Raw genomic sequence first — 14,084 nt, forward strand, 5'->3', positions numbered from 1 at the left:
GTGCCAACCCCAGAAATACTTGATCCCAAAAAACATAAAGACCTACGAGTAACCACCGAGCGCGGCGCCCAGTACGGGGAAAATATACACCTTAGCCCCGTGGTCGCCGATGAGCTGCGCAAGCTGGTGCTCGAATACGCTGTTTTTCTCGCCAAGGACCCGGACACCGGGCGCTTTGGCCTCTACGCCCTATTGGGGTTTGAGCCTAATGAAAACCTTTACTTGAACGGCTCTACCTGGAACGCCAGTTACGTACCACTTCATATCCGACGACAACCCTTTCTGACCGGAACCACCAACAAAACCAAAAGCGACACCCAAGAAGGCCCTGGCGCTCTCGTGGCCATTGATGTCGACAGCCCCCGCGTGAACCGGGAAAGTGGCGAAAAACTGTTTGAAGAGGACGGCTCGCAAACCGCCTTTCTCGGGGAAGTGATTCGCACCCTGTCACAGATGATGTCGGGCCAAGCCTCGACCCAGGTATTTATCGACCAGCTTGTGGAGCAGGACCTGATCGAACCCGCAAAGCTCGACATTCAGTTTTCCGAGCGGGAGCGTCGACAATACAGCGGACTGTACACGATCAAGGAGGAACGTCTGAGTGCGCTGCCCGACGCGACGCTCGCGCGGTGGAGCGAAAAAGGCTATCTGCAGGCCAGCTACCTTCTCTGCTTTTCTCTTGGTCACATTCAACGCTTAGTCGATCAGGTGAACCGTGGTGACTCATAGAACTGCTCAGTGGATAGCAACCGGCGAGTACTCGGCTCTCACTATCTTTCGAAAAGGGGCGGCGTTTGCGTTACTGACCGCTCTGATTGGCTGCTCCCCGATTGCGGAAAAATCCCAGGCGCCCTCGCCAACGCCAGAGCACACCACGCCGGCGACAACTCGAATTGACATCCTGGATGAAAGCGCCAGAGCGCTGCTCAACCCCGACACGCCCGTGGAAACCCTCGCGAGTGGATTCGAGTGGACCGAGGGGCCGCTTTGGATCGAAGATGGCCAGTATTTGCTGTTCTCTGATATTCCAAACAACCGAATTCTTAAGTACCGCGAGAGCGGAGGAGTCCAACCTTATCTGGAACCGTCGGGTGCAACCGGTTTGCAGCCACACGACTACACCGGCGGCTCCAACGGTCTGTTGCTCAACGACAACCAGTACTTGATTCTTCTGCAGCAGGGGGACCGGCGTGTCGCCCGGATGAGGGCCCCTGTAAGCGAGCCGTCCCCCCAGTTCGAGACACTCGCGGCGCAGTACCAAGGGCAGCGATTAAACAGCCCCAACGATGGCGTGTTTAATAGCAGCGGAGACCTTTATTTCACCGACCCCGCCTATGGCTTGAATGGCGGGCTTGATGATCCCCAAAAAGAACTCGGCTTTCAAGGCATTTACCGCTTGAGTGCTTCGGGTTCCCTGCGCCTTTTGGACGACACTGTGGTACACCCAAACGGTATCGCCCTATCACCGGATCAGAAAACACTCTACGTGGGCGTATCCTCGAAAAACCACCCTCGCTGGCTCGCCTACGATGTGACCGCTTCCGGTGATATAACCCAGAAACGGATTCTCTACGACGCCTCCTGGACCAAGGGCAAACCCGACTATGCAGGCGTTCCCGACGGGATGGCGGTTCACTCCAGTGGCTACATTTTTGCCACCGGTCCGGGCGGTGTCTGGGTTTTTACGCCCAAAGGCGAGCCAATCGCGAGAATTTTTACCGGGCGGCTCACCGCCAACTGTGCACTGAACGCTGACGAAACGCAGCTGTACATCACCGCACACGACACTCTGATGCGGGTCTCGCTCAAGCGAGCGCCGTAGTCCTATTCCCAAACACGACAACATCATAACGAGGAGCAAAGCCATGCCATCAAAAGCCTCGATTGGAACCGCCCTGGCCTTGGGCCTGACGCTGGGAGTCGGTACGGGATGCGCCCCCACCCAGGACACCGCCGACGATACCCAACGTCCCTTTACCCCCTTGCAGTCCATCGCTGACTTCAACGCCACTCCCCCATCTGCACTTTATGAGGACTCAGAGGGCACCCGCAGCGAGCTTCACTCCACCGACAGTGGCGAGCAGCAGCTTCACATCCGCTTTTCGCCAAAGGTTTACAAGGCGGCAGTCACCTTACGCCCCGAAAACCTGTGGGACTGGAGCGACTTCAACGATTTCCACCTCGCTATGGATGCCCACAACCCGGGGAATGAATCCGTCCAGCTATGGTTGGGAATTACCGATGCCTCAGGCGCCGTGCGCCGCCAAAGCGTGAACCTGGCCGCCGGTGAATCGGGAACCTACTACGTCGTACTCAACGGCCCGTTCAATCAACTCGACAGTGGCCTGCGGGAAAATCCCCCACCCTGGGACGCCGATGAAATGTTCTATTGGCGCCACGGCACCAAAGACCTTGACCTGAGTCAGATTCAAAAAATCACCTTGTTTGTCGAGGGCAACCTCACCGAAAAAGTAATCACCGTGGATGACATTCGGTTGCGTCAGAACCCGGCGTACTCATCCTCTCACATCCAGCAGTTTGTGGACCGCTTTGGACAGAATGCGACCGTCGACTATCCGATCAAAATTCACAGTGAATCCGAGTTGAAGCGCGCCGCTAAACGTGAACTCGAAGCGCTGGAGAGCAATGGCCCCATGGCCGACCGCTCTCGCTTTGGCGGCTGGAAGGACGGCCCCCGCTATGAGGCCACCGGTTATTTCCGCACCAAGAAGGTGGATGGAAAGTGGTGGTTGGTTGACCCGGAGGGTTATCTGTTTTTCTCCAACGGCCTGGCCAATGTTCGTATGGCCAACCTCACCACGTTGACCGGAGTGGACTTTCGCGACCCTTCCGTGCGCGAGGTGGACCCCGACGAAGTCACCCCAGAGGACTCAATCGGGATCGTTGAACTCTCCGATGAGGTTCGCCAAACCCGCTATGTGGCGTCGTCGCTGCGCCACGACATGTTCAACTGGTTGCCGGAATACGATCACCCACTCTCCGACCACTACAGCTACCGTCGGTCGGTTCACAAAGGGCCGATGCCGTCCGGCGAGACCTTCAGCTTCTATCGCGCCAACCTGGAGCGTCGCTACGGAGAGCAGGCCTCGGAGTCCTACGTCAGACAATGGGAAGACGTCACCCTGGACCGAATGCAAAGCTGGGGCTTTACGTCTATGGGTAACTGGGTTGATCCGGCGTTTTACCCCAACGAACAAGTGCCCTACTTTGCCAACGGCTGGATTATCGGGGACTTTGCCACGCTAAGTTCCAAGCACGATGTATGGGCGCCCATGCCCGACCCGTTTGACCCGGAGTTCGTCCGTCGAGCAAAGGTGACGATTGATGTGATCGCGGAGGAAACTCAGGGCTCTCCCTGGTGTATCGGCGTGTTCATTGACAATGAAAAAAGCTGGGGACGCCCCGAAGGTTCTGTTTCCGAACGCTACGGCATTATTCTTGATGCCCTGTCACAACCCGCCGCCCAAAGCCCCGCAAAACAGGCGTTTACCCGACACCTGAAAAAGACCTACAAAAGCATTGCTCAGTTGAATGAGCGCTGGGGCACCTCACTGGCGAGCTGGGACGCCCTGGCGGAAAAAAGCTACGCCCCGAGCACTCATACCGACGCCGCTGTTGAGGACTATTCAACCCTGTTGGCGCTGCTTTCCGAAGAGTACTTTCGCGTGGTGCACAACACGCTGGAAGCCGCACTTCCAAATCATCTCTATATGGGCGTTCGAATGGCGAGCTGGGGGATGCCGGACGAAACGGTTGAGGCCTCTATCAAGTACTCAGACGTCCTGAGCTTCAATATTTATGACGAGGGTGTTCAGCCCCACGCCTGGGACTTTCTCAATGAGATCGACCTTCCCAGCATTATTGGTGAATTTCATATCGGGGCGACTCGTGGCAGCGGCCTCCTTCATCCGGGGCTGGTTATGGCGGATGACCTGGCGGACCGGGCCGAAATGTACAAGCGATATATGGAGAGTGTCGCAGCCCACGACACCATGGTCGGAGCGCACTGGTTTCAGTACGTCGACTCTCCGATCACCGGCCGCGCCTTCGATGGCGAAAACTATAACGTGGGTTTCGTCTCGGTCACCGACATTCCGTACCCCAACATGGTTGAGGCCGCTCGCTCTTTCAACAAAACCCTCTACCCCAAGCGATTCAACGACCAATAAACCCACGACTCAGCCCCTGCCGTCAGGGGCTGAGCTTTCGATCTACAGACTCGGGCTGAACCGGATGGCTCACAGGAATCTCTGTAGATTGTTAACAATCGTACCAACATGAGGTATGATGCGATGTTAGCGCGACGCTTTACGGGCCCTGAGACCGTCTTTGACGTGGCCTCTGGGCCCGTAAAGCCAACATTATAGTAATAAGATGGTACTTTTTTATGGCAAGTTATCGCTCATCCGCATTACGTTACGCGATCATCGTCGCCCTGGGTGGTTTCATCTTCGGCCTCGACGCTGCCCTGATTTCCGGGACGGTCCGGTTTATCACCACCGAGTTTGGGCTGTCCGATATGCAGGTCGGCGCCGTAGTAGCGGCCCCCGGTTTCGGGGTCATCTTCGCCCTCCTGGCTACGGGGCACATCTGTAACAAGTTGGGGCGAAAAAAAGCGCTGATTATCATCGCCGCCCTGTATCTTGTGTCCGCCGTCTCTTCGGTGATTGCCCCCAATTTTGAAGCACTGGTCGCCGCCCGTTTTCTCGGGGGCCTGGCGTTTACCTCGCTGTCCGTCGCCTCCATGTACATCGGGGAAGTCGCCCCCGCCAATATGCGCGGAAAGCTGGTATCCATGAACCAGATCAACATCGTTCTGGGCCTCTCAGCCGCCTACTTTGCCAACTACACCATCTTGCAGGCCTCAAACTCCGGCGCAGAATGGGTCGAGAGTGTTGGCTTGGCAACATATACCTGGCGCTGGATGCTGGGTGTTGAAATCGTTCCCGCCGCCATCTGGCTGGTTCTGCTGCTCACAGTGCCCGAAAGCCCTCGCTGGCTGATCCTGGAAGGCCGGAAGGATGAGGCCAAAACCGTCATGCGCACGGTTATGCCCGAAGAAGAGATTGACCCGCAAATCAAAAGTATTGAGGAAAGCGCCCACCACGGCCATAAGGACCGGTCGTTGAAAGCGCAAATTGCTGACCTCTTTGACCGTCGCATCCGCGCGGCCATGCTGCTCGGGTTTACCGTGGCATTCCTCCAGCCGATTACCGGCATTAATGCCATCATGTTTTATGCCCCCACCGTTTTCGAACAAGTGGGCATCGGCACCGATGCGGCCTTTATGCAGTCGGTAATTGTCGGCTTGGTCAGCGTTGTTTCCACCGCCATCGCATTGCTGCTGATCGATCGCCTCGGGCGTCGCCCGCTGATGCTGGTGGGCCTCGGCGCTGCCGCTGCAAGCCTCTTTGCATGTGCCTGGGGCTTTTACAACGCCACCTACCTGCTTGACTCCGCCGCCATCAACAGCCTGGCGGGGTCGTTTGATGCATCGTCGCTCCAGCCCTTAGCCAACATCGAGTTCACCAGCGACGTTGCCTTCAAAAACGCCGCTCGCGAAGCTTTGGGGATGGAGGTCGTACGGGCCAACGAAAGCACATTGCTAGAACAAGCCATCCGAATCGACGCGGCTCTGGTGTTATTAGCCATTACCGGGTTTATCGCCGCTTTTCACCTGTCTATCGGACCGATCATGTGGGTGCTGTTTTCCGAAATATTTCCCATTCACGTGCGCGGTATCGCTATTCCCTGCTTTGCCCTAGTTACCAGCATTGTGAACTATATGGTACAGCAACTGTTTTTGTGGCAATTGAACAATATGGGCGCCGGCAAAATCTTTTTGTTCTACGCAATATGCATCACCATCGGCGTTATCATCATTGCCCGTCTTATGCCGGAAACCAAAAACAAGTCCATCGAGGAAATCGAAGCCTCGCTAAGCAAACCCTGAATCGCGCTTTTAAGGGCGGCCGTCAGGTCGCCCCCCCCCCTCCGCACTTCCCAGCACCAACACTGCATCGTCTGCTTTTACGTCCGACGCCTCCCGTTTTTACTTTTCAGGCAGGCAAAAAAAAGCCACAACCTGCACGGCGGCTGTGGCTAAAGAGAGTGAGAGAGTTCACTCGTGGATGCATTAGACCCAATGGTCTCGAAATCAATACCCAGAGATTGTGGAACCTCTGGATTCCGCTCGGGAGAATAAGCGGAATCTACCAGTTGCTTTTTGCAAAAAGCAACTGGCTTCCAACAACTTAATTCTGGCATCACCCCGCCATTATGTCAACTGTTTTTTGTAAACAACTTTCAAAAAAGGTACTTTTTGTTTACAATAGACAAAAATATTGAGGAGCAACCTATGCCAGACATCGCTATTCTTGGGGAGTGCATGTTAGAGATGGCCCCCACCGGACAGAGCAATTGTTTTCAGCAAAATTTCGCTGGTGACGTATACAGTGTAGCTGTCTACATGGCCCGACACAGCAACTCCAAAGTCAGGGTGCGGTTACTGACTGCCGTTGGAGAGGACGCCATTAGTCTACAGTTCCGTGAAGCTCTGAGGGAGGAGAGAATAGACAGCACCCATGTACTAACCCACCCCAGTCGACACATGGGGCTCTACATGGTAAAAAACGAAGCCGACGGCGAAAGGCACTTCACTTACTGGCGAGGCGAATCGGCTGCAAAAGATTTCTTCAAAATCACCGATAGTTACGAAATTAACCCGCCAGACTATTTCTTTATCTCGGGTATTTCCCTTGCTATCTATGACGAACCCAGCCTCTTTAACCTTAAAAGCTGGCTGAAGTATCTCAAAGACCGAGGAACAACTATCGTATTCGACCCCAATTACCGACCCGCTTTATGGAGTTCAACAGCGGCGACCCTGGAAGTGTACGCGTGGGCTTTCTCCCTATGCGACATTGCGCTGCCTGGCATTGAAGACATGGTCCAGCTTTATGGCACCGAAACACCGGACGAGGTATTCGGCTTGCTAAAGAACTACGACATTGGCACTACGATCATCAAAAACGGGGCGCAACCTATCTGGTATGCGACTTCTGAGGAGACCGGCCAGGTTGCCGTCACCCCCTGCCCCAATGTGGTGGACACTACCGCCGCCGGGGACTCATTCAATGCCGCTTTTCTGGCGGCCCGGCTATCGGGAGATTCGCTGACCGCCAGCATCGAAGCAGGCTCGGCATTAGCGAGTAAAGTCATTCAGCACCGGGGGGCCATTCTGCCCAGGCAGCACCCATGATCGCCCCCATCTCAACAATTTTCTACGACAAGCGGTAACCGATATGTCAGAACACGCAATGAAAGCCAAGCAAGCTGAAAAACCCTTAAGTAGAGCGACACAGCGCGCCCTTGAGCGCGGTTACGACGAAACCGGGCCAGAGTGGGTGTTTGAGTTTGATATTGAGCCTCTAGGCGGTGACTTTGCCTACGAGGAAGGGGTTATCCGGCGGGACCCAAGCGCCGTCATTACCGTAGATGACACCCTCCACGTCTGGTACACCAAAGGCGAAGGCGAGACTGTCGGCTTCGGTAGCGACAACCCGGACGACAAAGTCTTTCCCTGGGACAAGACCGAGGTCTGGCACGCCACCTCAAAAGACGGTTACCACTGGAAGGAAGAAGGCCCTGCCGTTACCCCCGGCGCTGACGGCCGCTACGATGATCGTGCGGTTTTTACCCCCGAGGTGCTCGAACACCAAGGGCGCTTTTACCTGGTGTACCAGACAGTCCAGGCCCCATACGTCAACCGTAGCAAGGAACACATTGCCATCGCTCACGCTGACTCGCCGTTCGGCCCCTGGACAAAATTCGACGCTCCAATCCTGAGCCCTTCCGAGAATGGCGAATGGCTGGGAGACGAAGACAACCGCTTTCTGGTGAAAGAAAAAGGGGACTTCGACAGCCACAAGGTACACGATCCCTGCCTGATGTTTTATCGCGACCAGTTTTACCTTTACTACAAAGGGGAAACCATGGGAGAGGGCATGAACTTCGGGGGACGCGAAATCAAACACGGCGTCGCCATCGCGAATGACATTATTGGCCCTTATATAAAATCGCCCCTCAACCCCGTGACCAACAGCGGTCACGAAGTGGCCGTCTGGCATTTCAAGGGAGGCATTGCGAGCATTCTAACCACCGATGGCCCGGAAAAGAACACCTGCCAATGGGCCGAGGACGGCCTGAACTTTGACATTATGTCCCACATCAAGGGCGCCCCTGAGGCCATGGGACTGTACCGTGATCCCGGGTACGAGCACTCCGATGACCCAATCAGCGGTATTCGTTGGGGGCTGTGCCACAAATATGACAGCAGTTGGAACTGGAATTACATTTGTCAGTACCGGGCGCGCCGGCAAGTTCTCGACAGCGGCACCTTTCAGCAAACCGGGGGCTCAGGCATATAGACAAAAAAAGCCGGCGATGATGGTCGCCGGCTTTTTGTACGTTCTCCTCTCTGGTGACACAGCGTACTGTCAGCACCACCTTACAACACTCGAGCACCCTGCGCGGCATAACACATATACACTTTACAGTCCCGACCATACTCTTGCGCATAAGCCTGAGTGACCTGCTCTTTAATCACATGCGCCTTGTTGTTGGGCACCAGCGCGACGACACATCCCCCAAAACCACCACCGGTCATGCGAACACCACCGTCTTCTTCCAAGTGCTGTTCAACGGTTGAGACAATAAAGTCAATTTCCGGAATGGTAATTTCAAAGTCATCCCGCATCGACACGTGAGACGCCTTCATCATCGCATTCAACGTCTGATAGTCCGCTGAGGCCAACGCTTGGGCGGCAGCTACGGTACGCTCATTTTCGCTGATGACGTGCCGTGCTCGCCGGTAGGCCAGATCATCCAGCTGCCCTTTGTGTTGATTCAGCAGGGTCATGTCGGCCCCTCGAAGGCTCTTCACCTGAAGGTGCTCAGCGGCGCGCTCACAATCCGCTCGTCGATCATTGTACTCACTGCCCACCAGTTGCCGTTCGACCCGGCTGTCAATAATCATCAACGTCAACGCTTCCGGTATCGGAAAGCGATCGAAGGTCAACGACTGGCAATCGATGAGCAGCGCCCTGCCCTCCTGACCACCGGCCGAGGCCAACTGATCCATAATACCGCAGCTGCAACCGGCGAAATCATTCTCCGCCTGCTGCGCCACCAGCGCCTGAGTAGTGACATCCAGTTGCAAACCGTTGGCCTCGCTGCAGGCACCGGCGAACGCCACGGACAGGGACGCGGATGAACTCAGCCCGGCACCCCGCGGTACATTGCCCTCCACATACACATCCAGACCGGATAAGGTATGCCCTTTTTCCTGAAGGGCCACACAAACCCCCCGGAGGTAATTTGACCAGGGGCTGTCTTCGGAGCGGACGATGTCGTCTGTAAGAGACCATTCGCTGCAGTCTTGGGAAAAGTTTCCCGCCACCACGCGCACGACCGAGTCCGACCGTTTTCCTACGGCCATGTACGTGCCATATTCAATCGCGCAGGGAAACACAAACCCGTCATTGTAATCGGTGTGTTCGCCAATCAGGTTTACCCGCCCCGGCGCAAAGTAGGAAAAATCCGGATTCCGCTTGAAAAGCGTCTGGAACTGTTCTGTAACTCGATTAATCATTGTCAGCCTCTTAACGACGTCACGTTTCCAGGTAATGGACGGTACTGCATTCGCGCAGGCGCGCTGCGGCCTGCTCGGGTGTAATATCTCGCTGAGCTTCGGCGAGCATTTCGTAGCCGACCATAAACTTTTTGATGTCTTTACTTCGCAGCAGTGGCGGAAGAAAGATAGCGTGCAACTGCCAGTGGCGGTTGTCCTGACCATTAAAAGGATTCGCTCGCCAGCCCATGGAATACGGGAAGCTGCACTGGAACAGGTTGTCGTACCGGGTCAGGCTAAGCTTCATGATTTGGCTCAGGGACGCTTGTTGGGACTGTTTCAATCCGGAGAAATCCTGCACGGGAAAGCGCGGGAGAATCATGATCTCAAACGGCCAACACGCCCAAAACGGCACCACAACGACCCAGTCATCGTTTTTGTCGACGACACGCTGCCCTTGTTCCAGCTCAAGCGCGGCGTAATCCAACAACAGCTTGGAGCCGTGTTTATCCCAATAAGCTTTCAAGTTCCGGTCGATTTTTTCTGCTTCGGTGGGCAACTGGTCCTGCGCCCAAATTTGACCGTGCGGGTGGGGGTTGGAGCAGCCCATGACCGCCCCTTTGTTCTCGAAAATCTGAACCCAGGCGTACTGGCGAGACAGTTCGTCCATCTGGGTTCGCCAGGTGTCAATCACCCGCTCGATATCTTCGGGGGCCAACTGAGGCAGGCTTTTGGAGTGGTCTGGCGAGAAGCAGATCACTCGCGACTCGCCGCGAGCGGGCTCGTACCGAATCAGATCCCCTTGCTGGCCCGCCTCCTCCGGCGGGTCCGCCATCAATGCCGGAAAGTCATTCTGAAACACGTAGGTATGGGTGTACGCGGCATTCACATCGCCGGTTATGCGCGTGTTTCCCGGGCACAAGTAGCACTTTTCATCATAACTCTTGGCATCCGAGCGCTCGGCGCTTTCCGTCTGGCCTTGCCAGGGGCGCTTACTCCTGTGAGGCGATACCAGAACCCACTCCCCCAACAACGGATTGAAGCGGCGGTGACTCTTGTCGTTCAGTAAACTCATAGTGGCGATGACCTACCTCAGCAAATCGGTTGACGTAAACGGGCCACCGCTGTGGCCCGGCCCTTGGGCTTTCTGGTTTATCTAGGACTCGCTGGTGCGGTACCCCTGAGGGTTACGCTTCTGCCAGCGCCAAGTGTCTTCCATCATCTGTTTCAGGTCCCGCCGGGTGCGCCAGCCTAACTGCTCCCAGGCAAGTTCGGGCTCGGCGAAGCACTGGGCGATATCTCCCGGGCGCCGGGGAGCCAGCTCGTAAGGGATTTCAAGGCCACTGGCCTCAGAGAACGCCTTGACGACTTCCAGCACGGAGTAGCCAGTGCCGGTACCGAGGTTATAGACCCGGCACTCTGGCTCGACTTGAAACAACTGCTCCAAGGCGGCGACATGCCCAGCGGCTAAATCCATAACGTGGATGTAATCTCGCACGCCGGTGCCATCGCGGGTGTCGTAATCGCTTCCAAAGACTTTCAAACAGTGCAGTTTTCCCACCGCTACCTGGGCAATGAAAGGCACCAGATTATTGGGGATACCCGCCGGGTCCTCTCCGATCAGGCCGGACTCATGCGCGCCCACAGGGTTAAAGTAACGCAGCAGCGTGGTGTTCCACCGGGCGTCGGGCGCGGCGGACATATCTCTGAGGATGTCTTCAACGATCAACTTGGTCCGACCGTAGGGATTGGTAACCTGACAGGGGAAGGTTTCTTTGATCGGTACTGAGGCTGGGTCACCGTAGACGGTCGCGGAGGAGCTGAAAATCAGCTTCCGAACGTTGTGTTGCTCCATTACCCGAAACAGCGTGATTGACCCACCCACATTATTGTTGTGGTATTCCAGCGGCAAGGTCGTGGACTCCCCCACCGCCTTGAGACCGGCAAAGTGCATCACTGCCTTGATGTCATGGGCGGCGAAGACCTCTCCCAGGCGTTGCTCGTCCCGAATATCCACGGTGTAAACCGAGGGACGAACACCGGTGATCTGAGCCACCCGATCCAGCGCCACCTCATGGCTGTTGGAATAATTATCGACCACAACCGGCGTGAATCCGGCTTCAATCAGGGAAACGCACACGTGGCTCCCAATATAACCGGCCCCACCGGTGACAAGTACTTGCTGCTGTTGAGGCATAAATCGACCAACCCTTCGCATTTGTATATTGTATACAATATACTCGTTATGCCTGCCCAGCACAAGCGATCAGGGCTGCGCCGGAGATTGCGCTTCCACATCGGCCAGTGCCAGATCGGTCACTTTGCCCTGATACTTCTTGGGGGTAACACCGAACTGCTGTTTAAAGAGCGCAATAAAGTGGGACGGGCTGGAGAAGTCGAGCTCGTAGGCGATATTGGTGACCGACAGGCGGCTCTGGCTGAGCATTCTGGCAGCACTGTAGAGCCGGTGACGAATGCTGTATTCCGTGTAACTGTAGCGGAACACACTCTTGAACAGCCGAGAAAAATAGGAGGGTGACAGGTTGCACTTGGCGGCCGCCTCTTTCAGTGGCAGCGAGACGCTGCGGCTGTGACGGAAGAGGTTGATCACGGGCATCAACCGCTCGTAGCCAACGGTTCGCTGTATCGGTAGCGTATGCGGCGGTTTGACCGGGTAAGTGGCATCAGCAACCCAGTATAAAAGGAGTTTCAGCAACCATTGGGACTTCTCACTCTGGGGGCTTTCCTGATAGCTCTGCAGCAGCCACGCCACCAACTGTTTGATGTCCGGTACCGCCTTTTGGTTTGGCCTCAGGTGCATACCGTACTGGAAAAACGAGCCCACGGTCGCCATATCCGGCTCTTCCAAAAGACTCGGCAGAAACTGAATGATGTACCAGGACTTGGGCCGCTCCGAGAGTTCAAAGTCGTGAGTTTCCAGAGCGGGCGTAAAGACAATGTCCGAATCATTCAGGGTCGACTCGCCCTGGTTATAAAAAAACGCACCTTCGATATCCTGGAACACGATGAGCTCATGCACTTCGTGGAAGTGCATGAAGCAGGAGTATGGGTCTCCCTGGTTATAAACCACGTGATGCACTTCGAAATTAAAGCCCTTTTGAATACAAAAAGGTTCACAGTAGATATTGCTTGGCTTCATTTCAGTCGCCTCTTAGGCCGACGCAAGGCTCGCCCTCGTCATCGGAGAGCGCAAAAATATGACATTAATGAGCCTTTTACCGAAAGTCAACGCGCCTGAATGAGGTTACATTGACACTTTTACCCAAAGGGAGAGCCTATGATTGACTGTAAAGCACTGGTGTCTGACGGGCGCGGGCAATTCACTCTCAAGACGGTTCAGGTCGGTGAGCCGGGCCCCGGCGAGGTTCGCATAAAGCTGAAATCATCGGGCATCTGTCACACGGACTGGGACTCCATCCAGAACTGGGACCGGTCGTTTATCGTGGGCCACGAGGGCGCGGGCGTGGTAGAGGCGGTAGGCACCGGCGTGACCACTTGTGCCGTGGGGAACCGGGTTCTGCTGAACTGGGCCATTCCCTGTGGCGCCTGTTTTCAGTGCCGGGAGGGCAACCCCCACATCTGCGAGAACCACTCCCCGGTCTGCTCCGGCTCCCTGGCCGGCCACGCCCACCCGGAAGCCTGCCAACTGGAGGGTAAACCGCTCGAGCGCTCTTTCCATTTGGGCACCATGTCCGAGTACACGGTCGTTCGAGAACAGGCCGTCACCCCGTTGAACGCCGCCGTGCCGTTCAACACCGCCTCCATTATTGCCTGTGGCGTCATGACCGGCTGGGGCTCCGCGGTCAATGCCGCGAACGTCCGGGCGGGTTCCAGCGTCTGTGTGATCGGTTGTGGCGGCGTCGGCCTGAATGTCATCCAGGCCGCAGCGCTGTCAGGGGCTGCCCGGGTCATCGCCATTGACATCAGCGAGGAACGCCTGACCCAGGCACGCCAATTCGGAGCCACCCATACGGTACTCTCCGACCCTAAAGACACTGACTTCGACGGCGTTCTGCAGGACGTGTTGGCCCTGAATGACGGCCGCGGCGCCGATTACGCGTTCGAATGCACGGCGGTACCCGCGCTGGGTTCGGCCCCGCTGAAGTTGATCCGCAGCGCTGGCACAGCAGTGCAGGCCAGCGGGATCGAGCAACGGATTGACTTTGATTGCGAACTGTTCGAGTGGGACAAGATTTACATTAACCCCCTGTACGGCCAATGCAGCCCAACCCGGGACTTCCCCCGAATTTTCGACCTCTACGCCGCTGGCAAGCTTAAGCTGGATGAGCTGATTACGCGCACTTATACCCTGGAGTCCGCTGCCCAGGGGTTCGATGACATGCTGAAGGGCCGTCTGGCCAAGGGCGTCATCGTTATTGATGATGCGCTGTGATACTCACCGCCAACGTTA

The 14,084-nt window shown here is 56.1% G+C and carries 11 protein-coding genes; 7 read left to right on the forward strand and 4 right to left on the reverse strand.

All coding sequences use genetic code 11. From position 1 onward, the window contains the following. The 6 genes from ACQCLF_RS00700 (at position 1) to ACQCLF_RS00725 (ending at position 8,450) form a co-directional block, all read left to right on the forward strand. A complete protein-coding gene (locus ACQCLF_RS00700) occupies positions 1 to 729 on the forward strand; it encodes a SapC family protein (RefSeq protein ID WP_027330190.1) in 729 nt (242 codons plus the stop codon). Next, on the forward strand, positions 719 to 1,822 hold the full coding sequence (locus tag ACQCLF_RS00705; RefSeq protein ID WP_245573478.1) for an SMP-30/gluconolactonase/LRE family protein: 1,104 nt from the start codon (positions 719 to 721) through the stop codon (positions 1,820 to 1,822). The genes ACQCLF_RS00700 and ACQCLF_RS00705 overlap by 11 nt, the downstream gene beginning before the upstream one ends. A 43-nt stretch (positions 1,823 to 1,865) precedes the next feature. Then, positions 1,866 to 4,190 carry a beta-galactosidase gene (locus ACQCLF_RS00710; RefSeq protein WP_036188492.1) on the forward strand — a complete coding sequence of 775 codons (2,325 nt, stop codon included), beginning with the start codon at positions 1,866 to 1,868 and terminating at the stop codon, positions 4,188 to 4,190. Between the two features lie 218 nt (positions 4,191 to 4,408). Then, a complete protein-coding gene (locus tag ACQCLF_RS00715; protein WP_027330188.1) occupies positions 4,409 to 5,974 on the forward strand; it encodes a sugar porter family MFS transporter in 1,566 nt (521 codons plus the stop codon). Positions 5,975 to 6,379: 405 nt separating this feature from the next. Then, a complete protein-coding gene (locus ACQCLF_RS00720; RefSeq protein ID WP_426984316.1) occupies positions 6,380 to 7,282 on the forward strand; it encodes a sugar kinase in 903 nt (300 codons plus the stop codon). 43 nt (positions 7,283 to 7,325) lie between these two features. After that, positions 7,326 to 8,450 (forward strand): glycoside hydrolase family 117 protein, encoded by a 1,125-nt coding sequence (locus ACQCLF_RS00725; protein ID WP_426984317.1) that lies wholly within the window; start codon positions 7,326 to 7,328, stop codon positions 8,448 to 8,450. 80 nt (positions 8,451 to 8,530) lie between these two features. Here ACQCLF_RS00725 and galK read toward each other — a convergent pair whose 3' ends face one another. The 4 genes from galK to ACQCLF_RS00745 form a co-directional block, all read right to left on the reverse strand. Then, positions 8,531 to 9,673, reverse strand: a complete 1,143-nt coding sequence (gene galK / locus ACQCLF_RS00730; protein ID WP_027330185.1) for a galactokinase — start codon at positions 9,671 to 9,673, stop codon at positions 8,531 to 8,533. Between the two features lie 19 nt (positions 9,674 to 9,692). Further along, on the reverse strand, positions 9,693 to 10,727 hold the full coding sequence (locus tag ACQCLF_RS00735) for a UDP-glucose--hexose-1-phosphate uridylyltransferase (protein ID WP_027330184.1): 1,035 nt from the start codon (positions 10,725 to 10,727) through the stop codon (positions 9,693 to 9,695). Positions 10,728 to 10,808: 81 nt separating this feature from the next. Beyond that, entirely contained in the window at positions 10,809 to 11,849 is a 1,041-nt protein-coding gene (galE, locus tag ACQCLF_RS00740) for a UDP-glucose 4-epimerase GalE (RefSeq protein WP_027330183.1), read from the reverse strand. 69 nt (positions 11,850 to 11,918) lie between these two features. Continuing rightward, the gene (locus ACQCLF_RS00745) at positions 11,919 to 12,812 is read right to left on the reverse strand and encodes an AraC family transcriptional regulator (protein WP_027330182.1); all 894 of its coding nucleotides are present in this window, start codon (positions 12,810 to 12,812) and stop codon (positions 11,919 to 11,921) included. 138 nt (positions 12,813 to 12,950) lie between these two features. Between ACQCLF_RS00745 and ACQCLF_RS00750 the strand changes: the two genes are divergently transcribed. After that, positions 12,951 to 14,066 (forward strand): Zn-dependent alcohol dehydrogenase, encoded by a 1,116-nt coding sequence (locus ACQCLF_RS00750; protein WP_027330181.1) that lies wholly within the window; start codon positions 12,951 to 12,953, stop codon positions 14,064 to 14,066. Positions 14,067 to 14,084 lie beyond the last annotated feature (18 nt).

The sequence above is a fragment of the Marinimicrobium sp. ARAG 43.8 genome, from assembly GCF_050113635.1.
Classification (GTDB): Bacteria; Pseudomonadota; Gammaproteobacteria; order Pseudomonadales; family Cellvibrionaceae; genus Marinimicrobium.

Excerpts from the sequence above, each read along its gene's own strand:
- ACQCLF_RS00710 (WP_036188492.1), top strand. The coding sequence starts at position 1,866 with ATGCCATCAAAAGCCTCGATTGGAACCGCCCTGGCCTTGGGCCTGACG.
- ACQCLF_RS00715 (WP_027330188.1), top strand. The coding sequence starts at position 4,409 with ATGGCAAGTTATCGCTCATCCGCATTACGTTACGCGATCATCGTCGCC.
- ACQCLF_RS00720 (WP_426984316.1), top strand. The coding sequence starts at position 6,380 with ATGCCAGACATCGCTATTCTTGGGGAGTGCATGTTAGAGATGGCCCCC.
- ACQCLF_RS00725 (WP_426984317.1), top strand. The coding sequence starts at position 7,326 with ATGTCAGAACACGCAATGAAAGCCAAGCAAGCTGAAAAACCCTTAAGT.
- galK (WP_027330185.1), bottom strand. The coding sequence starts at position 9,673 with ATGATTAATCGAGTTACAGAACAGTTCCAGACGCTTTTCAAGCGGAAT.
- ACQCLF_RS00735 (WP_027330184.1), bottom strand. The coding sequence starts at position 10,727 with ATGAGTTTACTGAACGACAAGAGTCACCGCCGCTTCAATCCGTTGTTG.
- galE (WP_027330183.1), bottom strand. The coding sequence starts at position 11,849 with ATGCCTCAACAGCAGCAAGTACTTGTCACCGGTGGGGCCGGTTATATT.
- ACQCLF_RS00745 (WP_027330182.1), bottom strand. The coding sequence starts at position 12,812 with ATGAAGCCAAGCAATATCTACTGTGAACCTTTTTGTATTCAAAAGGGC.
- ACQCLF_RS00750 (WP_027330181.1), top strand. The coding sequence starts at position 12,951 with ATGATTGACTGTAAAGCACTGGTGTCTGACGGGCGCGGGCAATTCACT.